This window comes from Streptomyces sp. NBC_01723, from assembly GCF_036246005.1.
Taxonomy (GTDB): domain Bacteria; phylum Actinomycetota; class Actinomycetes; order Streptomycetales; family Streptomycetaceae; genus Streptomyces.
The window spans coordinates 2,934,927-2,959,873 of record NZ_CP109171.1; the positions used below are offsets into that span (position 1 = coordinate 2,934,927).

23 protein-coding genes and 1 tRNA gene are annotated in these 24,947 nt (G+C 72.2%); 7 read left to right on the plus strand and 17 right to left on the minus strand.

What is annotated here, in order from left to right:
• Window positions 1-39 precede the first annotated feature (39 nt).
• A complete protein-coding gene (locus tag OIE75_RS13635; RefSeq protein WP_307012372.1) occupies window positions 40-1,185 on the minus strand; it encodes an SPFH domain-containing protein in 1,146 nt (381 codons plus the stop codon).
• Between the two features lie 60 nt (window positions 1,186-1,245).
• On the minus strand, window positions 1,246-2,514 hold the full coding sequence (locus OIE75_RS13640; protein WP_329471045.1) for a peptidoglycan-binding protein: 1,269 nt from the start codon (window positions 2,512-2,514) through the stop codon (window positions 1,246-1,248).
• Window positions 2,515-2,702: 188 nt separating this feature from the next.
• Here OIE75_RS13640 and OIE75_RS13645 point away from each other — a divergent pair.
• From OIE75_RS13645 to OIE75_RS13655, 3 genes are all read left to right on the plus strand, one after another.
• Window positions 2,703-2,776 (plus strand) — tRNA-Lys (locus OIE75_RS13645).
• A 241-nt stretch (window positions 2,777-3,017) separates the two neighbouring features.
• Window positions 3,018-4,991 (plus strand): glycosyltransferase family 2 protein, encoded by a 1,974-nt coding sequence (locus OIE75_RS13650; RefSeq protein WP_329471047.1) that lies wholly within the window; start codon window positions 3,018-3,020, stop codon window positions 4,989-4,991.
• Entirely contained in the window at window positions 4,988-6,925 is a 1,938-nt protein-coding gene (locus tag OIE75_RS13655; protein WP_307012377.1) for a kelch motif-containing protein, read from the plus strand. The genes OIE75_RS13650 and OIE75_RS13655 overlap by 4 nt, the downstream gene beginning before the upstream one ends.
• 68 nt (window positions 6,926-6,993) lie before the next feature.
• Here the strand turns inward: OIE75_RS13655 and OIE75_RS13660 are convergent, their stop codons facing one another.
• From OIE75_RS13660 to OIE75_RS13720, 13 genes are all read right to left on the minus strand, one after another.
• On the minus strand, window positions 6,994-8,019 hold the full coding sequence (locus tag OIE75_RS13660; protein WP_329471049.1) for a glycoside hydrolase family 6 protein: 1,026 nt from the start codon (window positions 8,017-8,019) through the stop codon (window positions 6,994-6,996).
• 88 nt (window positions 8,020-8,107) lie between these two features.
• Window positions 8,108-8,782, minus strand: a complete 675-nt coding sequence (locus OIE75_RS13665; RefSeq protein ID WP_307012380.1) for a class F sortase — start codon at window positions 8,780-8,782, stop codon at window positions 8,108-8,110.
• 2 nt (window positions 8,783-8,784) lie between these two features.
• The gene (locus OIE75_RS13670) at window positions 8,785-9,336 is read right to left on the minus strand and encodes a hypothetical protein (RefSeq protein WP_329471051.1); all 552 of its coding nucleotides are present in this window, start codon (window positions 9,334-9,336) and stop codon (window positions 8,785-8,787) included.
• A 117-nt stretch (window positions 9,337-9,453) separates the two neighbouring features.
• Window positions 9,454-10,233 (minus strand): HAD-IIA family hydrolase, encoded by a 780-nt coding sequence (locus OIE75_RS13675; RefSeq protein ID WP_125493642.1) that lies wholly within the window; start codon window positions 10,231-10,233, stop codon window positions 9,454-9,456.
• Window positions 10,234-10,336: 103 nt separating this feature from the next.
• Window positions 10,337-11,389 carry a 2-aminoethylphosphonate ABC transporter substrate-binding protein gene (locus OIE75_RS13680; RefSeq protein ID WP_329471052.1) on the minus strand — a complete coding sequence of 351 codons (1,053 nt, stop codon included), beginning with the start codon at window positions 11,387-11,389 and terminating at the stop codon, window positions 10,337-10,339.
• Between the two features lie 71 nt (window positions 11,390-11,460).
• Window positions 11,461-12,258, minus strand: a complete 798-nt coding sequence (locus OIE75_RS13685) for an ABC transporter permease (RefSeq protein ID WP_329471054.1) — start codon at window positions 12,256-12,258, stop codon at window positions 11,461-11,463.
• Window positions 12,245-13,150, minus strand: a complete 906-nt coding sequence (locus OIE75_RS13690; protein WP_307012389.1) for a 2-aminoethylphosphonate ABC transporter permease subunit — start codon at window positions 13,148-13,150, stop codon at window positions 12,245-12,247. The genes OIE75_RS13685 and OIE75_RS13690 overlap by 14 nt, the downstream gene beginning before the upstream one ends.
• Window positions 13,143-14,204, minus strand: a complete 1,062-nt coding sequence (locus tag OIE75_RS13695) for an ABC transporter ATP-binding protein (protein WP_329471056.1) — start codon at window positions 14,202-14,204, stop codon at window positions 13,143-13,145. The genes OIE75_RS13690 and OIE75_RS13695 overlap by 8 nt, the downstream gene beginning before the upstream one ends.
• Window positions 14,201-14,932, minus strand: a complete 732-nt coding sequence (locus OIE75_RS13700) for an HAD family hydrolase (protein ID WP_329471057.1) — start codon at window positions 14,930-14,932, stop codon at window positions 14,201-14,203. Before OIE75_RS13700 ends, OIE75_RS13695 begins: the two co-directional genes overlap by 4 nt.
• An 8-nt stretch (window positions 14,933-14,940) precedes the next feature.
• Complete coding sequence (locus tag OIE75_RS13705; RefSeq protein WP_307012394.1) at window positions 14,941-16,065, minus strand: TIGR03364 family FAD-dependent oxidoreductase; 1,125 nt, start codon at window positions 16,063-16,065, stop codon at window positions 14,941-14,943.
• Window positions 16,066-16,197: 132 nt separating this feature from the next.
• Window positions 16,198-16,953, minus strand: a complete 756-nt coding sequence (locus OIE75_RS13710; RefSeq protein WP_307012396.1) for a GntR family transcriptional regulator — start codon at window positions 16,951-16,953, stop codon at window positions 16,198-16,200.
• Between the two features lie 80 nt (window positions 16,954-17,033).
• Window positions 17,034-17,867, minus strand: a complete 834-nt coding sequence (locus tag OIE75_RS13715) for a hypothetical protein (RefSeq protein WP_329471058.1) — start codon at window positions 17,865-17,867, stop codon at window positions 17,034-17,036.
• Window positions 17,868-17,966: 99 nt separating this feature from the next.
• Complete coding sequence (locus OIE75_RS13720) at window positions 17,967-19,124, minus strand: ROK family transcriptional regulator (protein ID WP_329473984.1); 1,158 nt, start codon at window positions 19,122-19,124, stop codon at window positions 17,967-17,969.
• A gap of 110 nt (window positions 19,125-19,234) precedes the next feature.
• Here OIE75_RS13720 and OIE75_RS13725 point away from each other — a divergent pair, with 110 nt between their 5' ends.
• From OIE75_RS13725 to OIE75_RS13740, 4 genes are all read left to right on the plus strand, one after another.
• Window positions 19,235-20,326, plus strand: coding sequence for a Gfo/Idh/MocA family oxidoreductase (locus OIE75_RS13725; RefSeq protein WP_329471059.1), 1,092 nt, complete (start codon window positions 19,235-19,237; stop codon window positions 20,324-20,326).
• The gene (locus OIE75_RS13730) at window positions 20,323-20,799 is read left to right on the plus strand and encodes a heme-degrading domain-containing protein (RefSeq protein WP_307012400.1); all 477 of its coding nucleotides are present in this window, start codon (window positions 20,323-20,325) and stop codon (window positions 20,797-20,799) included. The genes OIE75_RS13725 and OIE75_RS13730 overlap by 4 nt, the downstream gene beginning before the upstream one ends.
• A 119-nt stretch (window positions 20,800-20,918) precedes the next feature.
• Window positions 20,919-21,791 (plus strand): LLM class F420-dependent oxidoreductase, encoded by an 873-nt coding sequence (locus OIE75_RS13735; protein ID WP_329471061.1) that lies wholly within the window; start codon window positions 20,919-20,921, stop codon window positions 21,789-21,791.
• Window positions 21,792-21,914: 123 nt separating this feature from the next.
• Complete coding sequence (locus OIE75_RS13740; RefSeq protein ID WP_329471063.1) at window positions 21,915-23,126, plus strand: DUF4185 domain-containing protein; 1,212 nt, start codon at window positions 21,915-21,917, stop codon at window positions 23,124-23,126.
• 62 nt (window positions 23,127-23,188) lie between these two features.
• On the opposite strand, the gene OIE75_RS13745 is transcribed toward OIE75_RS13740, so the two are convergent.
• Window positions 23,189-24,046: a fumarylacetoacetate hydrolase family protein gene (locus OIE75_RS13745; RefSeq protein ID WP_329471065.1), complete on the minus strand. Its 858-nt coding sequence runs from the start codon at window positions 24,044-24,046 to the stop codon at window positions 23,189-23,191.
• A gap of 163 nt (window positions 24,047-24,209) precedes the next feature.
• Window positions 24,210-24,929 (minus strand): YidC/Oxa1 family membrane protein insertase, encoded by a 720-nt coding sequence (locus OIE75_RS13750; protein WP_307012408.1) that lies wholly within the window; start codon window positions 24,927-24,929, stop codon window positions 24,210-24,212.
• Window positions 24,930-24,947: the final 18 nt, after the last annotated feature.

The window sequence follows — 24,947 nt, forward strand, 5'->3', positions numbered from 1 at the left end:
TTGAACATGTCCATACCAATAGCGGAACCCGCTCGCCCCTCAGTGCCCGGCGTCCCCACGCCCCGCGCAGAACGCCACCGTCAGGTCCTTGACCAGCATCTTGCGCTCGTAGTCGTCCAGTTCGACCAGCCCCCGCACGGTCAGCCGGGTCACCGTGTCCTCCACCGAGTCCACGACCGAGGTCAGCACGCTGGCCCGCTGCGCCGCGTCCAGCGCGGCGATCCGGCGCCGGTGCATCGCGGCGGCGACCTCCGGGGCGTACTCCACCCGGACCGGCCGCACCGAGAACACCTCCAGACCGACCGGCGCCGCGTCCGCCGCGACCAGCCGGGTCAGCGTGTCGCCGGCCACGTCGGCGGAGCTGCGGACCGTGCCCAGCGGCTCCACCGGGACCCGGGCCAGCGCGGCCTCGACGCACTCGCGCAGATACGTCTCGTGGTCCTCGACGCCCAGCGTGGCCTTCGCGGTGTCCCGCACCCGCCACACCACCAGCGTCACCGCCCGGAGCGCGACCCCGTTGCCGTCGGCCGCGGGCATCGGCTCGCTGCGCCAGTGCCGCAGCCGCACGTCGACCCGGCGGCGCAGCAGCAGCGGGTTCACCCACATCAGGCCGGTACGCCGGACGGTCCCCCGGTAGCGGCCGAACAGTCCCAGCACCCAGGCCCGTCCGGTCCGGCCCCGGGCCAGCCCGCCGAACCCGAACATCCCGAGCGCCCCGGCGGCCGCGTACGCCGCCCACTGCGCGGGCCCGAGCCCGGCACCGGCGTACGCCGGCAGCCCCAGCGCCTGGGCCGCGAGGGGTGGTACGACCCCGGCCCACCAGGAGGTGACCGCGCACCCGGCCGCCCCGCAGAACCCGGCGGCCACCCCCGCGGCGCCGGGCAGCACCCGGGCCGGACGCTCCGTCAGCTCCGGGTCGACCTGCGGTACCGGACGCGGTCGCGCCGCCTCGGGCCGCCGCGTCCGGGGCTGCTCGCCGGTGCCCTGGCGACGGCCGACGACCGCGGGCCGCAACGGCACCGGCGCCGGATCGGGGTCGTCGCGGAACAGCAGGTGGACGGGGATCTCGGTGGTGGCCTCGTTCCGGATCAGCCGGGCGGGCCGGTGGCCGGTCTCCGCGGCCGGCGAGGGACCGGCGGCGGCCGGGGCCGGGCTCTGCGGGTTCGTTGACGATGTCGTACTCATGTGTGCTCCAGCCTCCGCGCCAGACGCCTCATGAACGGGTGATCACCTCGGGTCGGGCGGTCACGAGAAGAGCCGCCGCCAGGTCTCGGGGCCCGGATAGCCGTCCGCCGCGCCACCGCGCCAGCCCTGGGTGCGCTGGAAGGCCTGGACGGCCCGCCGGTCCGCCTCACCCCAGCGCGGACCCGGTCCGGTCGTGTAGTACCTGCCGAACCCCTTCCGCACGAGCCGTTCGCCGAGCCGGGTGACGTACGGGTTCTCCGCACCCGGCCGGAACATCGCCCGGCCCGGGTAGCCGGCCACCCCGTGCGAGGCGGGGCCCGTGGCCGCGGCCGGGACGTCCTTGCCGCGGCCCTCGGTCAGCAGCCGCCAGGTACCCGGACCCGGCAGTCCGTCGGCCTCCCGGCCCCGCCAGCCCTGGGCCAGCTGGAACGCCTCGGTCGCCCTGCGGTCCGCCTCCGACCAGCGGGGACCGGGCCCGGAGGAGTAGAAGCGTCCGGCGCCGCGCGCGGCGAGCATCCGGCCCAGCTCGGTGACGTGCCGGTTGTTGGCGCCGGGCCCGAAGGACGACGCCCCCGGGTAGCCGGAGGCCGCGGCCGGCGCCCCGCCCGTCGTGCTCACCGGGCTCGCCGCGACGCCTTTGTAGCGGTAGGGCAGGTACTTCGCGGAATTGCTCCAGTAGGCGTAGGGCGTGGCGAGCTTCCGGGCGTTGGGCGGGGTCTGCTCGTAGGCCGTGTAGGCGGTGCGCGTGCCGTCCGTCCAGCCGCCGAAGATCACCACATGCGAGCCTTTCTGGGGGTCGGACGCGTTGTGGAAGAGCAGAATGTCGCCGGGCTGGAGTTCGCTCTTGGTGATCCGGTCGGCGACGGTGCCGAGGCTTCCGGTCCATTCGTTCGTCGGCAGTTTCCAGGCCATCGAGACATAGCCCGAGCAGTCCTGCCGGTATCCGTCGGACCAGTAGGCGGTCATGCTGTACGGCACCTTCGCGGTGACCCAGGTCTTGGCGCGGTTGATGATCTCCGTACGGCTGATGGTGGCCAGCTCCGCGCCGGGCGCGGGCGCGGGCCGGCCCGCCGGACCGTGCAGCGGGGCCCTGGCACCCTGCGGGGTGTCCGGCTCGTCATCTGCGGGGACGCCCGGCCGCAGGGGTGCGTGGGCGGCGGCCGGGAGCGCGGCGGCACCGCTCACCCCCAGCGCGGCAGCGGTGGCGGTGGCCACGATCATCGTGCGCCGGACCGTCGGGGAATGCGGCGGAACGCTCGTCCGGTGACGGCAACCGGGGCAGTCGCAGTCGCTCGCGGCATCGAATTCCTCGAATACGGGAGTCTCCATGCGATTCCCCTCACACTCCCGATCGAAATGTCCGCGGCGGTGCACTTCGGTACATGTCCGTCAGTTTCTCAACTGGTCTCCTTATTCGCATGTTGACGGTCCGAATGATGTAACGGGCTCCCTCGGGGCGGACTCCCGGGTGGTGCGGAGCACCGTCCGGCATCGGGTAGAGTTGTGCAGGTCAGCAGGCGCCGCTAGCTCAGTTGGTTAGAGCAGCTGACTCTTAATCAGCGGGTCCGGGGTTCGAGTCCCTGGCGGCGCACAGACGGCCGAAGGCCCCTCGTATCACACGGGGGGCCTTCGGCGTATCCGGGTTCCGAACGCCTTGCGATCATGACGATCACCGTAGAAACCTGGTCCGGTTCGGGGGGCCGGACGCCGAGGGGCGTCATGCAACCGGGGGCTCTCGTTCCATGTCTATATAAGGTGTGTGTCGGCCGAGGGGGGCCGTTGCAGGCAAGGACCAACGAAACACGCATGACCCGCGTGTGGGGGGACAACACATGACGTCGACGCCGACGGGCGACGGGCAGGACCACGACCCGTCACAGACCACCCAGCTCAGGGTGCCCGGGCATCGGACCTGGAACACCGGTTCATTCCGCCGGATACGCAAGACCCTGCCGAAGTACGACTACGAGCACTACAGCCGGCTCGCGGGCCCCCTCACCCAGCCCGACCCGCACCAGCCGTACAAGGTCCAGTACCGCTCGCTGATATCCCAGGAGCCGCACCGCGTCCGGGTCGCGCTGATGCTGGCCGCCGCCCCGCTGCTGTCGGTGGTGCTGCTGGTCTGGCTGCTCCAGCCCACGCACTGGACCGAGCGCGACTACCCCGCCTTCGACTGGCTGCCCACGCTCGACATCGTGATGCTCGTGGCGATCGGCCTGATCGAACTCTTCCGCTGCCTGAACGTCCTGTCGAACGCGCACGCCACCCTGGTCGCCCGCGACCCGGTCCCGGTGGTGCCCGAGACCGGCACCCGGGTCGCCTTCCTCACCTCCTTCGTGCCCGGCAAGGAGCCGCTGGAGATGGTGACGAAGACCCTGGAGGCGGCCGTGAAGATCCGCCACCGCGGTCTGATGCACGTCTGGCTCCTCGACGAGGGCGACGACGCCGAGGTGAAGGAAGTCTGCGCGCGCCTGGGAGTACACCACTTCTCCCGCAAGGGCGTCGCCAAGTGGAACCGGAAGAAGGGCCCGCACCGCGCCAAGACCAAGCACGGCAACTACAACGCCTGGCTGGACGCGCACGGCAACGACTACGACTTCTTCGCCTCGGTCGACACCGACCACGTGCCGCTGCCCAACTACCTGGAGCGGATGCTCGGCTTCTTCCGCGACCCGGACGTCGGCTTCGTCATCGGCCCGCAGGTCTACGGCAACTACGACAACCCGATCACCAAGGCCGCCGAGTCGCAGCAGTTCCTCTTCCACGCGCTGATCCAGCGCGCGGGCAACCGGTACGGCTCCCCCATGTTCGTGGGCACCTCGAACGCGGTGCGCATCAGCGCGCTCAAGCAGATCGGCGGGCTGTACGACTCGATCACCGAGGACATGGCGACCGGCTTCGAGATCCACCGCCACAAGAACCCGGCCACGGGCCGCAAGTGGCGGTCGGTCTACACCCCGGACGTGCTCGCGGTGGGCGAGGGCCCGAACGCCTGGACGGACTTCTTCACCCAGCAGATGCGCTGGTCGCGGGGGACGTACGAGACGATCCTCAAGCAGTACTGGAAGGGCTGGTACTCGCTGCCGCCGAGCAAGCTCTTCAACTACACGATGATGATCATCTTCTACCCGATGTCGGCCCTGAACTGGATCCTGGCGGCGCTGAGCTGCTGCCTGTTCCTGGGTCTCGGCGCCTCGGGCGTCAACATCGACCCCGCGGTCTGGCTGATGCTCTACGGCAACGCCTCCGCGCTCCAGATCGGCCTCTACGTCTGGAACCGCCGCCACAACGTCTCGCCGCACGAGCCGGAGGGCTCCGGCGGTGTGGCCGGCATGATCATGTCCGCGCTGTCGGCACCGCTGTACGCCAAGGCGCTCATCGACTCCGTGCTGCGCCGCAAGAGCAAGTTCGTGGTGACCCCGAAGGGCGACTCGGCCAGCCCGGACACCCTGTTCGGGACCTTCCGGTACCACTGGTACTTCATCGTGATCTTCGCCGGCTCGATCACCGCGGGCTTCGCCTTCGGGCACTCCCACCCCGCCATGATCATCTGGGCGACGTTCGCGCTGCTGATCACCGCGTCGCCGATGTTCGCCTGGCGCCACGAACTGCGGAAGGCGAAGAAGCGGCCGCCGGCCGCCGCCGCCGAGCCGTCGCCGGGGATCCCACCGCAGCACATGGCGCCCGAGCAGGCGTACGCGCCGCACGCGCCGCAGCAGAAGCCCAGCTGGGCAGCCTCCGCCGACGGGGGCGACGACCAGACCATGCAGATCGCCCTTGGTGGACTTGGGGGACGTAAGGAATGAAAGACCGTGCCGGCCGCCGCCGCGCCCGTCGCTTCGCGATAGGTACGGCGGTGGTAGTAGCGCTGGCCGGAATGAACGGACCGTGGCTCTACCGCTTCGGAACCGAGAAATACCACCAGTACAAGATCAATCAGCCGGAGTACAAGGCCGCCAACGGCAGGTGGGAGATCGTCGAGTTTCCCGAGGAGTACCGGCAGAACACCATCCACGCGGCGCTGCTGCGCACCGGCAAGGTGCTGCTCGTCGCCGGGTCGGGCAACAACCAGGACAACTTCGACGACAAGAAGTTCGACACCCGGATCTGGGACCCCGTCAAGGGCACCATCAAGAAGGTGCCGACGCCCGCCGACCTGTTCTGCACCGGCCACACCCAGCTCGCCAACGGCAACCTGCTGATCGCGGGCGGCACCAAGCGGTACGAGAAGCTCAAGGGCGACGTCACCAAGGCCGGCGGCCTGATGATCGTCCACAACGAGAACCCGGACCAGCCGATCACCCTTCCGGCGGGCACCAAGTTCACCGGCAAGGAGAACGGCAAGACCTTCGTCTCCAAGGACCCGGTCCTGGTGCCCCGCGCCAAGAAGGTCTTCGACCCGCAGACCGGCGCGTTCGTGCGCAACGACCCGGGCCTCGGCCGGATCTACGTCGAGGCGCAGCGCAGCGGCGCCAAGTACGAGACCGGTACGCAGGACAACTACCGCGTCCAGGGCCTGTCGGGCACGGACGCGCGCAACACCTACGGCATCGCGCAGAAGCTCGCCCTCGACAAGAAGGACTTCCAGGGGATCCGGGACGCCTTCGAGTTCGACCCGGTCGCCGAGAAGTACATCAAGGTCGACCCGATGCACGAGGCCCGCTGGTACCCGACGCTCACCACCCTGAGCGACGGCAGGATCCTCAGCGTCTCCGGCCTCGACGACATCGGCCAGCTGGTCCCGGGCAAGAACGAGATCTACGACCCGGAGACCAAGGAGTGGACCTACACCGACAAGGTCCGCCAGTTCCCCACGTACCCGGCGCTGTTCCTCATGCAGAACGGCAAGATCTTCTACTCGGGCGCGAACGCCGGCTACGGCCCCGACGACGTGGGCCGCGACCCGGGCATCTGGGACGTGGAGACCAACAAGTTCACCAAGGTGCCCGGTCTCAGCGACGCCAACATGCTGGAGACCGCGAACACCGTGCTGCTGCCGCCGGCGCAGGACGAGAAGTACATGGTGATCGGTGGTGGCGGGGTCGGCGAGTCCAAGCTGTCCAGCGAGAAGACCCGGATCATCGACCTGAAGGCGGACGACCCGCGGTTCGTGGACGGACCGGCCATGGAGAAGGGCACCCGCTACCCGCAGGCCTCGGTCCTGCCGGACGACAGCGTGCTGGTCTCCGGCGGCTCGGAGGACTACCGGGGCCGCGGCGACTCCAACATCCTCCAGGCCCGGATGTACCACCCGGGCACGAACGACTTCGAGCGGGTGGCCGATCCGCTGGTGGGCCGGAACTACCACTCCGGTTCGATCCTGCTGCCCGACGGGCGCCTGATGTTCTTCGGGTCGGACTCGCTCTACGCGGACAAGGCCAACACCAAGCCGGGCAAGTTCGAGCAGCGGATCGAGATCTACACGCCGCCGTATCTCTACCGGGACTCGCGGCCGGACCTCTCCGGGGGACCGCAGACCATCGCGCGAGGGGAGTCGGGGACGTTCACCTCACGGGCGGCGTCGACGGTGAAGAAGGTGCGGTTGATTCGGCCCAGTGCGTCCACGCATGTCACTGATGTGGATCAGCGGTCCATCGCGCTGGACTTCACGGCGGACGGGGACAAGCTGACCGTGACGGTGCCGAGCGACAAGAACCTGGTCCAGTCGGGGTGGTACATGATGTTCGTGACCGATGGGGACGGGACGCCTTCGAAGGCGGAGTGGGTGCGAGTTCCGTAGCGCCGGTGCGTTGTCGGGCGCGGGAGCACTGTGGTTGATCGCGCAGTTCCCCGCGCCCCCACCGGCGTTTATCCCTGCGCCAGTTTCATGGCGTAGTCCGGGTACCACTCGCCCGCCTTCGGGCCGCCCTTGCATTCGCCGTCCGACTCTCCGGGGCGCTTGACCCAGACGTAGGCGTCGACCAGGGGGTCGGACGTCTTCGTCGTGGGGGTTTCGCCGAGGGCGCGGCCCGGGGGGTTGCACCAGCGTTCGTCAGGGTTGCCGCCGGTGTAGGGGCCGTTGCCGTTGCGGCTGGTGTCGATGACGAAGGGCTTGCCGCCGACCTTGGCGGAGAGCTGCTTGCCGTAGGCGATGGAGTCCTCGGTGGTGTAGAAGTTCGACACGTTGACCGCGAAGCCGTCCGCCTTGTCGATGCCGGCCCGCTTCAGCGGGTCGAAGATCTGGTCGGGGTGGCCCCAGCCGGCGTTGCCCGCGTCCAGGTACACCCTGGTGTTCTTCAGGGCGGCGAGCTTGCCGATGGCCTCGTTGAGGAGGGCGTAGCGCTCCTCGTGGAACTGCTCCGGGGTGCATCCGTCCACCAGGTGGAGCACGGCGTCCGGTTCCAGGACGACCGTGGCGGAGCGGTCGCCGATGCCCTTGGCCACGCCGTCGACGAAGTCGCGGTAGGCGTTGCCGTCGGCGGCGCCGCCGCCCGAGTACTGGCCGCAGTCGCGGTGCGGGATGTTGTAGAGGACGAGCAGCGCGGTACGCCCGGCCTCGTCGGCGGCCTCGGTGAAGCCGCGGGCCTGCTCCTCGGGGTTCTCCGGGCTGAGCCACTCGCCGGTCGGCTGCTGGGCGATCTTGCGGATCTGCTCGGCCTGGTCCTTCTTGCCGGCCTCGGCCAGCGACGCCACCTGCTGCGCGGCGGTGCCGTCGGGGTTGACCCAGAACGGGTCGGCCTCCTTGGGCTGCTGCGTGATCCCGGCGCCCGCGCTGCCGCCCTTGTCCTCTCCGTCGCCGGAGGAGGAGCAGCCCGCGAGCAGCAGTGCCGCGCCGAGCACCGCCGCCGACGTCCGCCTCGTGGACAACGTCGCGGCCCCCCTGCTGCCGTACATCCAACCCCCCTGGGTGCGTTGCGAGGCTCAATCCTGACATACGCCTCCGGCGCTCGAGCGGTTCCGGGACCGGGCACCGGTTCCTGTGCTAGGAGCCGGTTCCGGTGAGGTAGGCGGAGACGATGACGTTGGCCGTGTAGCTGTCGGTGGTGCGGTCGAAGGTGCCGCCGCAGGTGATCAGGCGGAGTTCGGCGCGGCCCGTGGTGCGGGGGCCGTAGGCCTGCTGGGCGTCGAAGCCGGTGCGGGTGAGGACCTGGACGTCGTCGACGGTGAACTCGGCGGTCCCGCCGTCGTCGCGGGCCACCCGGACCGTCTCGCCGGGCTCCAGGGCGCTCAGCTCGTAGAAGACGGCGGGCCGGGTCTCGGTATCGACGTGGCCCACCATCAGCGCCGTCCCGGCCGCGCCCGGGGTGACCCCGGCCGCGTACCAGCCGACGGAGCCCGCCCGCTCGAACGGCGGTGGTTCGATGGCGCCCTGGGCGTCGAGTCCGCTGGGCAGGACCGGGGCGCTGATGTCGAGGCCGGGGACGTCGAGCCGCTGCGGGCGGGCGTCGTCGAGGGGTGCGTGGGCGGGCGGCAGCGGTACGTCGGGGGGCCGGCCGGCCGCCGCCATGTCGCCGGTGGCGGGCCGGGATATGCCCTCGCGCACGTCGGTGGCCTCGCGGCCCCACAGCCACAGCCCGAGGAGCAGCACGGTCCAGGCGATGCCGGTCACCAGGCGGCCGCCGGGGGCGGTGGTGCCTCGCGCGTCCTGTTCGGACATGGTCAGTCCGTCCCGCGGCTCCGGCTGCGGACACCGCGCAGCGCGACGGCGACGGCGGCGATGCCCGCGAGGACCAGGCCGGTCACGGTGTGCGCGGTGCCGGGGGGCTCGGGGCGGGCCTCGTCACCGCCGTCGGCGGCGGCCAGCCGGGCGCTGCCGCCGCCGCCCGCGTGGACGGGGGCGACGGGAGAGGCGGGTGCGGCCGGGCGCCGGCGCTCGACGTTGACGGTGCCCTCGCGGGCGTCGGCGCCGCACGTGACCCGCACGGCGTAGACGCCGGCCTCCATGCCGGAGCGGACCGTGCCGGTGCCGACGAGGACGCCGTCCTCCGCGGCCACGGTCAGCCGTGCCTCGGAGACGAACGCCGCGGACACGGCGACGGCCGTCTTCTCGGTGCAGTCGGGCACGCGCAGCTCGACGTCGCCGCCGGGCACGGGCGAGGACGGAGACACCGAGACGCCCCCGCCGTCGGTCGCGTACGCGGCGGGCGCGACCGGTGCGAGCGCCGCCGCCAGGGCGGCTCCGGCACAGAGAGTGACCTTCAGTGAGCCCATCGTGTACCTCCAGTTGTCTGGAGACTCCCCCGCGGGGCCCGCCCCCGCATCCTGCGCGAGGGTCGGGCTGCTCCGTTCGGGTTACACCGGGCGATCTCGGGTTTGCCGAAGGTCGTGTCAGACCCGTTCGACGAGGTCCGCGATGGAGTCGACCACCTTGGAGGGGCGGTACGGGAAGTGCTCGACCTGCTCGGGCCGGGTCAGGCCGGTCAGGACCAGGAAGGTCTGCATGCCCGCCTCCATGCCGGCCAGCACGTCGGTGTCCATGCGGTCGCCGATCATCGCGCTGGTCTCGGAGTGGGCGCCGATCGCGTTGAGCCCGGTGCGCATCATCAGCGGGTTGGGCTTGCCGGCGAAGTAGGGCTGCTTGCCGGTCGCCTTGGTGATCAGCGCGGCGACCGCGCCCGTCGCCGGGAGCGGACCCTCGGTGGAGGGGCCGGTCTCGTCGGGGTTGGTGCAGATGAACCGGGCGCCGGCGTTGATCAGCCGGACCGCCTTGGTCATGGCCTCGAAGGAGTACGTGCGGGTCTCGCCGAGGACCACGTAGTCGGGATCGTGGTCGGTGAGGATGTAGCCGATGTCGTGCAGGGCCGTGGTCAGACCGGCCTCGCCGATGACGTACGCCGACCCTCCGGGCCGCTGGTCGTCCAGGAACTGGGCGGTGGCCAGCGCCGACGTCCAGATCGACTCGATCGGCACCTCCAGGCCCATCCGCCGCAGCCGGGCGTGCAGGTCGCGCGGGGTGTAGATCGAGTTGTTGGTGAGGACCAGGAAGGGCTTGCCGGACTCCCGGAGCCTCTTGATGAAGGCGTCGGCCCCGGGAATCGGCACGCCCTCGTGGATGAGGACCCCGTCCATGTCGGTGAGCCACGACTCGATGGGCTTGCGGTCTGCCATTGCGACGAACTCCTGGCGTGCGGTGGGGCATGGGCGGGGGCGCCGGAACCACGGCGTACCGACGCCCCACAGCCTAATCAGGACCGGTCCGACGCGGGACGGCTCAGCTGCCGGTGGCCGACTTCCACGCGTCGACGTACGAGGTGAGGTTCTCCTCGATGTCGTTCCAGTCGGGTTCGAAGATCTCGACGCCGTCCATCAGCTTGGCCAGTTCGACGGCGTTGGCGTCGGTGGCCTTGACGTCCTGGCGGGCCGCGAAGCCGCCGCCGATCTCGCTGACCTGCCGCTGGGCCTTCTGGCCGAGCATGTGGTCGAGGAGCTTCCTGCCGTTCTCGCCGTGCGGGGCGTCGGAGACCAGGCCGGCCGCGTACGGCAGGGCGAACGTGGTGGGCTTGCCGCCTTCGCGGGCGGGGAACCAGATGCCGAGGTTGGGCATGGACTTGGACTGGGCGAAGTTCATCTGCACGTCGCCGTTGGCGGCCAGCAGCTCACCCTTGTCGACCTTCGGGGCGAGCTTGCCGGTGGAGGCGGACGGGCCGACGTTGTTGGCCTGGAGCTTCTTGAGGTACTCCATGGCGGGCCGCTCGCCGCCGAAGTCGTGCATGGCCTTGATGAGGACGGCGGTGCCGTCGCCGGCGACGCCGGGGGTGGAGTACTGGAGCTTGTTCTCGTACCTGCCGTCGAGCAGGTCCTCCCAGGTGGCGGGGGCCTGCTTCAGCTCCTTGGTGTTGTGGACGAAGCCGAAGTAGTTGTTGACGACGGCGGTCCAGGTGCCGTTCGCCGCCTTGTCGGCGCCGCTGACCCGGTCGACCCCCTCGGGGGCGTACTTCTGGAGCAGGCCCTTGCTGTCGGCCTGCTGGATGAAGGGCGGGAGGGTGACGAGTACGTCGGCCTGCGCGTTGCGCTTCTCGCGGGTGGCGCGCTGGACCATCTCGCCCGAGCCGCCCTCCACGTACTCGACCTTGATGCCGGTCTCGTTCTCGAAGTCCTCGAAAACCTGGTCGTACCAGCCGTCACCGTTCTCGCCCTTGAGGCCGTCGGCGCTGTAGACGGTGACGACGTTCTCGTCGGAGGCAGCGGAGTTGCCGCCGCAGGCGGTCAGGGGGAGGGCGAGGAGACAGACGGCGGCGAGCGGCAGGAGGGGCTTTCCGGGCATGGCGAGGTGAACTCCTTGCGGGAGAAGGGAGAGGGGAGACCGGAGAAGAGGGACGGGCGAACGACGGTCGGCTAGCGGTAGGCGGCCTTGGTGCGGATGCGGGAGACGGCGAGCAGCACCAGCAGGGTGGCCGCCATCAGGACCACGGCGACGGCGGAGCCGGTGAACAGGGCGCCGCGGTCGGTGGCCGCGTAGACGAGGACCGGCAGCGGGGTCCAGTCCGGCGGGTAGAGCATCATCGTGGCGCTCAGCTCGCCCATGGACAGGGCGAAGCAGAGGCCGGCGGCGCCGGTCAGGGACGGCAGCAGCAGCGGCAGCCGCACCCGCAGCAGGACGCGCGCCGGGGAGGCGCCGAGGGAGGCGGCGGCCTGCTCGTACGCCGGGTCGAGACGGGTGATCGCCGCGGACACGGACTGGTGGGCGAAGGCGGTGACGAGCACGGTGTGGGCGACGATCACGATCCAGCGGGTGCCGTTGAGGAGGAACGGCGGCTGGGAGAAGGCGACCAGGACCGCCAGGCCGACCACGACGGAGGGCACGGCCACCGGCAGGACGAACAGGGCGTCCATGACCTTGCGGTGGCTCTTCCGCAGCGCGGCGGCGGCGAGCGCGGCCCAGGTGCTGGCGGCCAGCGCCAGCAGGCTCGCGACGAGCGCGGTGACCAGGCTGGTGGTGAGGGCCTGGAGGGCCTCGCCACGGGTCGCCGCCCGGTAGTTGGCGGTCGTCAGGCCGGACGGCAGGACGCTGGACCAGTGGGTGGCGAAGGACGCGCCCAGGACGACGAGCAGGGGGAGGGCGAAGAGGGGCAGGAAGAGGACGAGGAAGACCGCCCACAGGGCCCACCTCGCCTTGCGGCTATGCACCAGCACGGCGGCTCACCACCCGGTAGAGGCCGTACAGGCCCACGGAGATCAGGACGTTGACGACGGCGACCACGCAGGCGCCCGGGTAGTCGGACTCCAGCATGGCCTTGCCGTACACGAGCGTCGGCAGGGTGGTGACGCCCTTGGCGCCGGTGAAGAGCACGATGCCGAACTCGTTGAGGCACAGCACCAGGACGAGGCTGCCGCCGGCCGCGAGCGCGGGCAGCGCCTCGGGCAGGACGATCCGGCGGATGACGCGCGGCGCGCGGGCCCCCAGCGAACTGGCCGCCTCCAGCTGGGCGGTGTCCAGCTGCGAGAACGCGGCGAGCAGCGGGCGCACCACGAACGGCGTGAAGTACGTGATCTCCGCGAGCAGCACGCCCCAGGGCGTGGTGAGGAACTGGAAGGGTCCCTCGGACGCCCCGGTGGCGTCCGTCCACAGCCCGTTGGCCATGCCGACGGAGCCGTAGACGAACAGCAGGGCCAGCGTGATCAGGAAGGACGGGAAGGACAGGAAGACGTCGATGAACCGCGACACCGCCCGCGCCCCGGGAAACGGCACGAACGCGATCACCAGCGCGAGCACGAACCCGAGCACCAGACATCCGACGGTGGCGGCCGCCGCCAGCCACACGGTGGTCCACAACGCCTCCCGGAACGCGTACGAGGCGAACACGTCGGCGTACGGCTGGAGGGAGGTCCCACCGCTGTCGGGCTGGAAGGACTGCTGGACGACGAGGGCGAGCGGATAGAGGAAGAAGAGGGCCAGGAGAGCCACGGGAGGCAGGGCCCAGAAGAGCGCTCCATAGGGGCGCGGGCCTGTGCTCGGTTCGCGGCTGCCGCCGCCGGGGCGCGACCAGCCAACGGCGGCCCGCGGCTTACGGACGACCTCAGCCATGGTCCACCCCGGCGGGCAGCAACACCGCGTCCTCGGGTGCGAAATGCAGGCTTACGGACTCCCCGTGCACCGGCGGAGCCTTCAGTTCACGCAGGTCCGCCATCACCCGATGACCACCCACGTCGACGAAGAGCCGGTGCGTCGCCCCCCGCCACTGGATCTCCCCCAGCGTCCCGGTGAGCCGGTTGGGGCCGTCCCCGAGCCCGACGAGATGCGGCCGCACGCACAGGACGGCCGACGCGCCAGGCGCGGCACCCCCCGTGTCGACCTTGATGTCCGCACCTCCGAAGGACACTCCCCCGGCTCCGACGGTCACCGGCAGCAGGTTCGCGCCGCCCACGAAGGACGCCGTGAACTCGTCGGCCGGCGCCCGGTACAACTCCCTCGGCGTCCCGCACGCGCGCAGCCTCGCCCTGTCCATGACCGCGATCCGGTCGGCGAGGGTCAGGGCCTCCACCTGGTCGTGGGTGACGTAGAGGATCGACACGTCGGGCAGCTCGCGGTGCAGGCGGGCCAGTTCGGCGAGCATGCCGGAGCGGAGCTGGGCGTCGAGCGCGGAGAGGGGTTCGTCGAGGAGCAGGACGCCGGGCCGGATGGCGAGCGCGCGGGCGATGGCGACGCGCTGCTGCTGGCCGCCGGACAGCTCGCGGGGGTGGCGGCGGGCGTAGGCGCCCATGCCGGTCATGTCCAGCGCCTCGGCGACCCGTTCCCGGATCTCGGCCCGGGGGACCCTGCGGGCGCGGAGTCCGAAGGCGACGTTGTCCTCGACCCGCATGTGCGGGAAGAGCGCGTACTGCTGGACGACCATGCCGATGCCGCGCCGGTGCGGGGGCAGGCCGGTGACGTCGCGGTCGCCGAGGAACACCCGCCCCGAGGCGGGCCGTACGAACCCGGCGACCGCCCGCAGCGCGGTGGTCTTGCCGGATCCGGACGGCCCGAGCAGCGCCATGACCTCGCCGGGTTCGACGGTGAGGTCGAGGGCGTCGAGGACGACGTTGCCGTCGTAGGCGACGGTGACCGAGTCGAAGCGGATGCCGCTGCCGGTGGTGCTCATACGCCGTCCGCTCCCCGCAGGAGGGCGGGCAGGCCGGTGACCGAGTCGAGGACGTGTCCGGCGCCGGCCTCGCGGAAGGCGCCGTCGCCGTGGGCCCCGGTGCGCACCCCGGCGACCAGCCCCGCGCCGGCCCGTACGCCGCTGAGCACGTCGTACGAGGTGTCGCCGACGACGGCGACCTGGCGTACGGCGTCGGCGGCCTTCGTGCGCAGGAACGCCTCCAGCACCATGTCCGGGTAGGGCCGTCCGCGTCCGCCCGCGTCGGCGGGGCACAGGGTGAGCGGCACCAGGTCGTGCCAGCCCAGCGCGTCGAGGACGGCGTCCTGGGTGACGCGGGCGAAGCCGGTGGTCAGGACGACGGTACGGCCGTCGGCGGTCAGTTCCTCGACGGCCTCGCGGGCGCCGGGGACGGGGGCGATCAGGCCGCCGTCGACCAGTTCGCCGTACGCCTTCTCGAAGGTGGTGTTGGCGTGCCGGGCGCGGTTCTCGTCGCCGAACAGGTGCCGGAAGACGGAGATCTTGGACTCGCCCATGGTGGCGCGGACGTAGTCGAGCTTCTCGGCGTGGTCCGGGGTGCCGGGCTCGACGCCCAGTGCGCGGGCGGCGGCGTCGAAGGCGCGCTCGACGAGGCCGCCGTCGGCGACGGTGGTGCCGGCCATGTCGAGGACGACGAGGCGGATGTCCTCGGTCACGGAAGGGGCCCTGGAAGTGGTCGTGGAAGTGGTCATGAGGGGGTTCACCAACCCAGGTCGTTCGCGGTGGTTTCGGCTATCGCGGGTGAGCAGGTCATGCCGCGCCCGCCGGGCCCGGTGACCAGCCACACGCCGTCGCGCACCCGCTGCCGGTGCACGACGCGGCTCGTGTCGGTGCACTGCGCGTACACCCCGGCCCACCGGCGGCGGACCTTGGGCAGCGGCCGGCCGAGGAGGGACTCGACGACGCCGGTGAGGTGGTCGTAGGGGTCCTCGACGGTGTCGAAGGCGAAGGGGTGCTCGTACTCGTGGGTGTCGCCGATGGTCAGTCCGCCGTCGGCGCGCTGCACCATCAGCAGCTGCATCCGGTGTTCCGCGGCCGTGGCCGGCTGCGGCTGCCGCGCGTTCAGCTCGTCCCGGGCGGGCGAGCCGTAGGCGGGGTAGTAGCGGAAGCTGTCGGCGTCGGCGACCGAGGTGGTGAGGGGTTCGCCGAGGGGGTCGGTCTGCATCATCTGGAGGCGGACCCGCCGCACGGGCAGGCCGGGCCCGGCCAGCTCGCGGACCAGGCCGCCGAGCCAGGCGCCGGTGCACAGGACGACGGCGTCGCCGGTGTGCGTGTCGCCGTGGTCGTCGCGGACGGCGTTCTCGCCGATGACGTCGCGGACCTCGCGGCCGGGCAGGAAGGTGTACTTCGGGGACCGGCGGAGTTCGGCGCGCAGGGCGAGCTGGGCGGTGCGGGGTTCGACGGCGGCGTCCCGCTCGCAGTACAGCGCGGCGTCGAAATCGCCGCGCAGGGCGGGGTTCAGCGCGCGCGCCTCACCGGCGGTGAGCAGCTTGTGTCCCCGGGCGGCGGCGTCCGGGCGGGCCACGGCCGCCTCGGCGACCGCGCGTTCCAGGTCGCCGCGGACCGGGGTGAGGGAGCCGTTCGGGCGGAAGCCCAGCGCCGGGATCCGGGCGCCGATCTCCTCCCACAGCTCCCGGGCCCGCAGCGCGGTCTCCAGCTCCTCGCCGCCCGCGCGGCCACTGACCCAGATCTGGCCGAAATTGCGCAGCGAGGCGCCGCGGGCCTCCGTCTCGCGCTCGATCTGTACGACCTCATGGCCGCGGTTCACTGCGTGCCAGGCGTGCATGGTGCCCACCACGCCGGCTCCGACGACTATCACTCTCACGACGGCCACGCTCCTTGCCAAGGGGGAACCGGAGGAATCCGGCTGACAACGAGAGCGTGAACTGGTCATCACGTTTGGGCTAGACCCGTTATCTTTTCGTTACGCTTCGGCGGTCTGGGCGAGTGGTGGTTTTCAGCCGCGCAGGTGGGCCGTGAAGGAGAAGCGGTCGCCCCGGTAGAGCGTCCGGACCCGCTCCAGCGGGCGCCCCTCCGTGTCCCGGGAGACGCGGTGGATGAGCAGCATCGGGAGGGCCGGCGGAGTGCCGATGAGCAACGCCTCGCGCGGGGTGGCGAGCACGGTCTCGATGCGTTCGTCGGCGTCGCCGAAGGCGATGCCCTGCCCGGCGAGGTGGGCGTAGAAGGACGAGTCCGGGTCGAAGGTGCTGTCCAGGTCGGGGAGCCGGGCCACGGAGAGGTAGGTGCTCTCCAGGCCGACTCGCTCGTCGTCGGCGAGCAGCACGCGCTCCAGGTGCCAGACGGGCTCCCCGCGGGTGAGGCCGGTCTCGGCGGCGAGCGCGTCGGGGCAGGGGAAGCGGTCGAGGGTGACCAGCGCGCGGCCGGGCGTACGTCCCTGGCGGCGGACGCCCTCGGTGTAGCTGGCCAGGGAGAGCGGCTGCGCCAGCTTGGGGCCGGCGACCACGGTGTTGCGGCCCTGGCGGCGCAGCTTGCCCTCGAGGACCAGCTCGCGCAGCGCCTGCCGCACGGTCTCGCGGGCGACCTCGTACCGCTCGGAGAGGTCCCGCTCGGTGGGGATGGCGCTGCCCTCCCCCAGCTCGCCGACCAGACGGTCGATCCGCGCCTTGACGGCGTAGTACTTCGGCACGCGGCCGTGCTCCGGGATCCCGGAGCGGACGGGGGCGCCGGGGGCCTGGTCGTTCGGATAGTCCACGCAGGGATGGTCGCAGACGAGGGTGGGGGCGGTGGGGCCGTGGGGACGGTGGGTTCGGTGGGGTCGGTGGGGTCGGGGTGTCAGCGGCGGCGTCCGCGGGTCAGCAGAACGGCCGTGCCGCCGGCGGCGAAGAAGAGGAGGGTGACCGCCAGGGCCGTCTCGACCCGGCCGGGTCCGGTGCCGGCGAGTTCGTCGGCGGAGGGGGTGCCGGTGCTCCGGTCCTCCGGGGTGGCGGACCTGTCGGGGGCGGCGTCGGGGGACGCCTCGGCGGAGGTGCCGGACCCGATGCGGAAGCGGTAGTCGTTCGACTGGCCGATCCACTCGCCGTCGCCGCCCCGGCGCTGGACGACCGCCGCGTTGGCGGTGACCTCGCCGGGGGCGGTGTCCGAGGTCAGCGAGAGGCGCAGCTTCACGGTGAGGGTCTTGCCGGCGGCGACGGTGAAGCCGGCGAAGCGGTCGGTGGCCGCGCCGTCGCCCTCATCGACCCCGTTCTCGCCCTCGCCCTCGCCGAACGCGCCGATCAGTTCGTCCCGGTCGGTCTTCTCGAAGCCGACGGGACGGGGGTCGGCGCCGTCGTAGAACTCCAGTTGGGGCTGCGACGGCTCCAGGGCGCCCTCCTTGTCGACGAGGACGACGACCGGGTGGACGCCCGAGCAGGTGCGGGAGGTGGTGTTGGTGAGGTCCAGGTACCACACGCCGAAGCCCCCGCCGGGTTCGTAGCGGTCGGGGCCGCCGTGGACGCGGGTGGTGAGCGGGAAGGTGTGGTCGTCCGGGGCGGTACAGGCGGGCAGGGGATCCGGGGACTCCGCGTGCGCGGGGACGGCGGGCACGAGGACGGCGGACGCGGCGGCGCAGGCGGCGAGCAGGGCGGCTGCCGCCACCGGGCGGGGGGACGTGGGCGTGAACAGTCGCATAAACACATGAGCGTGTCGGAGGATCCGGCCCCACGGCACCGCCGTTCGGGGCACGCCCCTCGAACGGCGGCGGCGGTGCGCCCGTTCGGCGCACCCGGCTCAGCCGCCGTCCCCCCGCCCGAACAGCGGCGCGAGCAGCAGCTGGGCCGCGCCCTCCGCGACCCCGCGCACCCCGCCGGGCGCGATCCGCACCGGTACGGCACCCTCCTGGCCGCCCTCGCGCCGGGCCCGGGCGTCGAGGACGGCGCCCACCCCCTGGACGAAGGCGCCGGGTGCGGCGGCGACGGTACGGCCGCCCAGCAGGACCAGGTCGATGTCGAGCAGCCCGACGAGGTTCGCGGCACCCGCGCCGAGCACCCGGGCCGCCTCCGCGAGGTCGCCGCGGCCGACGGCGGCGAGGCACAGGGCCTCTATGCAGCCGCGGGCGCCGCAGGTGCAGGGCGGCCCGTCCAGCTGGATGACCTGGTGCCCGAACTCCCCGGCCCCGGTCCGGGCGCCCCGGTGCACCCCGCCACCGATGACGAGGCCCGCACCGAGCCCCGTACCGAGATGCAGGTAGGCGAAGGACCCGCCGTCGCCGCCCACCGCGCCGCCCCTCCCACCGACCGCACCGCCTGCCGTGAGACCGAGCGCCGCCGCGTTGGTGTCCTTGTCGACGACGACCGGCACGCCCAGCCGCCGCTCCAGCGCGTCCCGCAGGGGGAAGCCGTCCCACTCCGGGAAGCCGGTGACCCGGTGCAGCACGCCCCGGACGTGGTCGAGCGGACCGGGGAGGGCGACGCCGAGGCCGAGGAGGGTGGGCGCGGCGGCGAGGGTGCCGTCCGGCGGGCGCAGGGTGTCCGCGGTCAGCTCCCGCGCCGCCCCGGCCACCGCCTCCACCACGGCTTCCGCACCCGCGCCGAGGTCCAACGGCGCACGCCGCTCCCCCACCACCGTTCCGTCGAGGTCGACCAGTACCGCCCGCAGCTCGTCCCGGTCCAGGTGGACGCCGACCGCGTGGCCCGCCTCCGGCACCAGGCGCAGCACCGTGCGCGGCTTGCCGCCCGTGGACGCGCGGCGTCCGGCCTCGGCGGCCAGGCCCCGGTCGCGCAGCCGGGCGGTGATCTTGCTGACCGCCTGCGGGGTGAGCCCGGTCCGCTCGGCGAGTTCGAGCCGGCTGATGCCCTCCGGGCCGGCCCCGCGCAGCAGGTCGAGGACGAGGGCGGTGTTGTGGCTGCGCAGGGCGAGCAGGTTGGCCCCGCCGGAACCGGCCCGCATGCCGCCACCCAGGGCCCCGCCCGCCGCCGTACCTCCGCCGTTCGCTCCGTTCACGCCCCCATTGTCCCCGGCGCTTGCACTTTGGCAACACCGTTGCGAAAGTGGGAGGCATGACTGGTACTCCCCCCGCCCACGCCCCCGGCGGTCCGTTGCGCATCGGCCTCGTCGGCTACGGCCTCGCGGGCTCCGTCTTCCACGCCCCGCTGATCGCCGCCACCGAGGGCCTGACCCTGGACACCGTGGTCACCTCGAACCCGGAGCGGCAGCGGCAGGCCCGCGCCGAGTTCCCCGACGTACGGACCGTGGCGAGCCCGGACGAGCTGTTCGACCGGGCCGCCGAGCTGGACCTCGTCGTCATCGCGTCCCCGAACAAGACGCACGTGCCGCTCGCGACGACGGCCCTGAAGGCCGGTCTGCCGGTCGTGGTGGACAAGCCGGTCGCGGGCACGGCGGCCGAGGCGCGCGAGCTGGCGGCGCTGGCCGAGGAGCGCGGCCTGCTGCTCTCCGTCTTCCAGAACCGCCGCTGGGACAACGACTTCCTGACCCTGCGCGAGCTGATCGCCGAGGACGCCCTGGGCGACGTGTGGCGCTTCGAGTCGCGCTTCGAGCGCTGGCGGCCGAAGCCCAAGGGCGGCTGGCGCGAGTCCGGCGACCCGGCGGAGATCGGGGGCCTGCTGTACGACCTCGGCAGCCACGTCGTCGACCAGGCCCTGGTCCTGTTCGGCCCGGTCACGCAGGTATACGCCGAGTCCGTCGTCCGGCGCGCGGGCGCGGAGGCGGACGACGACACGTTCATCGCCCTCACCCACGCGAGCGGCGTCCGCTCCCACCTCTACGTCTCCTCCACCGCCGCCCAGCTCGGCCCCCGTTTCCGGGTGCTCGGCTCGAAGGCCGGCTACGTCAAGCACGGCCTGGACCCGCAGGAGGCGGCGCTGCGCGAGGGCGCCCGCCCCGGCCCCGGCTGGGGCGAGGAGGACGAGGCACTGTGGGGCCGGCTGGGCTCCGGCGAGTCCCCGGTGACCGGCGGCGGCAGCGTGGCGCCGACCGTCCCCGGCGACTACCCGGCCTACTACGCGGCCGTGGCGAAGGCCCTGCTGGAGGGCGGCCCGAACCCGGTGGACGGCCGGGAGGCGGCCGCCGCCCTGGACGTACTGGAGGCGGCCCGCCGGTCCGCCCGCGACGGAGTGGTGGTGACCCTGTGAGCGCCGAGGCATCCGTACCGACCGTGGCGGAGCTGGAGGAGCAGGAACGCCGCCTGGTCTTCCGCCGGTTCACCCACGACGACGCGTGGGCGCTGGGCTCCCTGCTGGTGGAACTGGCCCGCGAGCGGCAGGCGCCCGTCGCCGTCGACATCCACCGCGCCGGACAGCAGCTCTTCCACGCCGCGCTGCCCGGTTCGACCCCCGACAACGACGCCTGGATCGCGCGCAAGCGCCGGGTGGTGGAGCGGTACGGCTCGGCGTCGTACCTGGTCGGCTCCCGATTCCGGGCCAAGGGCACGACGTTCGAGGAGTCCTCTCGGCTCGACCCCGACCGGTACGCGGCGCACGGCGGCTCCTTCCCGGTCACGGTGGCCGACGTCGGCGTGGTCGGCTCCGTGACGGTGTCGGGGCTGCCGCAGGTGGACGACCACCGGCTCGTCGTGGAGGCCCTGGAGCGCTTCCTCGGCGAGTAGCCCGTACGCCCGGCCCGTACACCCGTACGGCGGCACCCCGGGAATCAAGACCCGCCCCCTCCGGTTGGCACGCGGTGTACGCATGACGATCACAACGCCTCTCGGAGGGATCGCGGCTGATGAGCGACACGACGGCTTCTTTGCGGGAATCGGTCGGACGGTACGGCGTCTGGAGCGTGCAGCTGCGCGCCGAGGACCCGGCGGGCGGCGGTGAACGCGTCGAGGCCGTCGCCGAGTTGGAGCGACTCGGCTACGGCGCCCTGTGGCTGGGCGGCAACACCTCCGCCGCGCACGCCGCCCCGCTGATCGAGGCGACCTCGCGGATCGTCGTCGGCACCAGCATCCAGAGCATCTGGGAGCACGAGGTGGCCGAGACGGCGGCGAGCTTCGCCGAGCTGGAGGTGGCGCACCCGGGCCGCTTCGTGCTCGGCCTCGGCGTGAGCCACGGCCCGCGCGTGAAGGAGTACAGCCGCCCGTACTCGACGATGGTCGACTACCTCGACGGCCTGGACCGGGCCGGGATGCCGTCCGGTCACCGGGTGCTGGCCGCGCTCGGCCCGAAGATGCTGGACCTCTCCCGGGACCGGGCCGCGGGCGCGATCCCGTACCTGGTCACCCCGGAGCACACCGCGCAGGCCCGCGAGCGGCTCGGCGAGGGCCCGCTGCTGGCCCCGGAGTTCAAGGTGGTCCTCGACTCCGACCCGGCCCGCGCCCGCGCGACGGCCCGCGCCTACCTCGCCCGGTACCTGGAGCTGCCGAACTACACGAAGAACTTCCTCAACCTGGGCTTCACCGACGACGACGTCGCCGGCGGCGGCAGCGACCGCCTGATCGACGCCGTCTTCGCCTGGGGCGACGAGGCCACGATCCGCGCCCGGATCGACGCCTTCCTCGACGCCGGCGCCGACCACGTGGCCCTCCAGGTGGTGGAGGACGACATGACGCGGACTCCCAGGGAGGGCTGGCGGCGGCTCGCCGCGCTGCTGGGCTGAGCGGTCACCCACCCATGTCCCGGCCCTCGCCTCCACCCTTGTCTCATTAGTGGCTGTAGGCACCACCGGGATCCTGCTAGGAATTAGAGCGAATTTCTAATTCAGCCGGAACGGGGAGTGCCGATGTCCGACTCCGCACAGTCGAACCCACACCGCGACGCGAGCCGCCGTACCGCCCTCAAGGCCGGGATGGGGCTCGCCATGGGCGCCCTCGGCGTCACCGGAGCGACCGCGCCGGCCGCCGCGGCGCCACGCGGCGCCACGGCCCGGGTGCTCCAGGCGGGCACCCCGCTGTGCGACCAACCCGGGGACTCCGCCGCCGCCCAGGGCCTGGGCTCCGGCGACCTCGCCATCCCGTACTACCGCGAACACGACGGCACCTGGGGCTACGTCTTCGGCGACGCCTGGCGGGGCATCCAGCAGACCGGGGAGTACATCGGCTCCCCGGTGATGCTCAACCAGGACCGCTTCGACGCCTCCGGCGCCACCCCCATCTCCTTCACCTGGGCCATGCCCACCGCCGGCCGCGCGGGCCAGCTGTTCGCCTACGGCCACGACCGGGACAACGGGCACGGCTTCGAGGTCAGCCGCATCCCCAACGACTGCATCGAGTTCGGCGGCCGCACGTACATCCAGTACACCTCCGTGGCCACCTGGACGCCGCCCGCCGGGTACGACGGTTCGCTCATGTCCGGCGTCGCCTACTCCGACGACCACGGCGTGACGTGGCAGGACTACCCGTACCACTGGGCGGGCGACACCCAGGGCGTGAACCAGTCGATGTACGGCATGTGGTCGTTCGCGGGCATCGACCCGGACGGCTGGCTGTACATCTTCTCCAAGCGCTGGAACGGCACCCACGTCAACACCGCGGACGGCGGCGCGATCCAGCTGTTCCGCATCCGCCCCGACGACTTCCGCGCCGGGAACTTCGGGGCGCAGGAGAACTGGGCCTTCGTGGACGGCGGATGGCGGTGGACGCGCTCCGCCCCGCCCTCGGTCATCCTGTCGGGCAACAACATCGGGGAGTTCTCCGTCAAGCGGATCGGCGGCACCTACTGCATGAGCTACTTCGACGTCACCGACTACTCGATCTGCACGCGCACAGCATCGCGTCCGGACGCCGTGTGGTCGGCGCCCAAGCCGCAGGTCGTCGGCGACAACCGGCTCCCCCCGAGCCACTGGGGGAAGCCCCAGGTCCCGTTCCTCTACGGCGGTTACATCCACCCGGGCAGCGCCGGCCCGAACTCGCTGACGCTGATCGTCTCGCAGTGGAACGGCAAGCTGCACGAGCCGCCGTACTGGGTGCTCCAGTACGACGGCATCGCGCCCTGAGCCGGACTGAGCCGGACTGAGCCGGACTGACCCGGCCCGAGCCCGTCCGCGCCCGCGAGGCGTCAGGCGTCCTTCAGCTCCTGCCGCTGCCGCCCCAGCCCGTCGATCTCCAGCTCGACGACGTCCCCGGCGCGCAGGTACGGCTTCGGCTCGGGCTGTCCCATCGCCACCCCCGCCGGCGTCCCGGTGTTGATGACATCACCGGGACGCAGCACCATGAACCGGCTGACGTACCGCACGACCTCGCCGACGGGGAAGATCTGGTCCGCCGTCGTCCCGTCCTGCCGCAGCTCGCCGTTCACCCACAGCCGCAGCGGCAGCCGCTGCGGGTCGGGAACCTCGTCGGCGGTCACCAGCCAGGGGCCCAGCGGGTTGAAGGTCTCGCAGTTCTTGCCCTTGTCCCAGGTGCCGCCGCGCTCGATCTGGAACTCCCGCTCCGACACGTCGTGCGCGACCGCGTACCCCGCGACGCACGCGAGCCCCTCCTCCGCCGACTCCAGGTAGCGGGCCGTGCGCCCGATCACGACCGCCAGCTCCACCTCCCAGTCGGTCTTGACGGAGCCGCGCGGCACGAGCACGGTGTCGTGCGGCCCGACCACCGTGTCCGCCGCCTTGAAGAAGACGACGGGCTCGGCGGGCGGCTCGGCCCCGGTCTCGCGGGCGTGGTCGTGGTAGTTCAGCCCGATGCACACGACCTTGCCGATGTGCGCCACGGGCGGCCCGACACGCAGGCCGGCACCGTCCAGCGCGGGCAGCTCACCGGCCTCGGCGGCGGACCGTACCCGGTCGAGCGCGGCCGAGTCGGCGAGCAGCGCTCCGTCGATGTCCGTCACCACGCCCGACAGGTCACGCAGGATCCCGTCGGCGTCGAGCAGCGCGGGGCGCTCCGACCCCGCCGTACCGACTCGCAACAGCTTCATGATCCCCAACTCCTCGGTCTCGGGCAGCCCGTCCGACGAGGTGCGACCTGGGTGCGGCAGGGACGCGACGCCATCGGAGGGTTGGTCGATCCTCCAAGGTCAGGGTCCACTCCGCAATACCCCGTTCACGTACTGGACCGTAGCCTCACCCGGCGCCTGAGCCTTACCGGTACAGGACGGCCCGTTCCACGACGCTCCACGTGGTGCTGGTGACGACGTACAGCGCGGCGGCCAGCGGCACCACCGCCACGGTGACGAGCGTGAAGAAGGACATGAACGGCATGACGCCGGTGATCGCCCCGAGCCCGGGCACCCGCTGCCCCTCCCCCTCCGCCTCGGGCAGCAAGGGACGGTCGGCCATCGTCCGCCTGGTCAGCCGGTAGCTGAAGAACGCCACCCCGGCGACGACGGCGAACAGCACGGCGTACACGAGACCGGCGCCCCCGAAGGGCCCGCCGTCGCCGAGCGCGTCGGCCCACCGCCCGCCGAGCGGGGCGGCGAGGAGCTGATGGGAGAGCAGCGCGTTGGCCTCGCCGCCGATCGAGGTGCTGGAGAAGAGGTGGTAGAGGAGGAAGAACGCGGGGATCTGGCACAGGCTGGGCAGGCAGCCCGACAGCGGGGACACCTTCGCCTCGGTGTGCAGGTCGAGGACGGCCCGCTGCAGCCGCTCGGGGTTCTTCGCGTGCGTGCGGCGCAGTTCGGCGATCCTCGGCTGGAGTTCGGCGCGTGCCTTCTGCCCGCGGGCGGCGGCCCGGGACAGCGGGTGGACGAGGAGCCGTACGAGGGCCGTGAACAGGACGATGGCGGCGGCCGCGGCGGAGGCGCCGAACAGCGGCTGGAGCAGGTCGGCGAGGTGCTCGACCAGGCTGGCGAAAACGGACATGAGTGGGTGAGCCCTCCG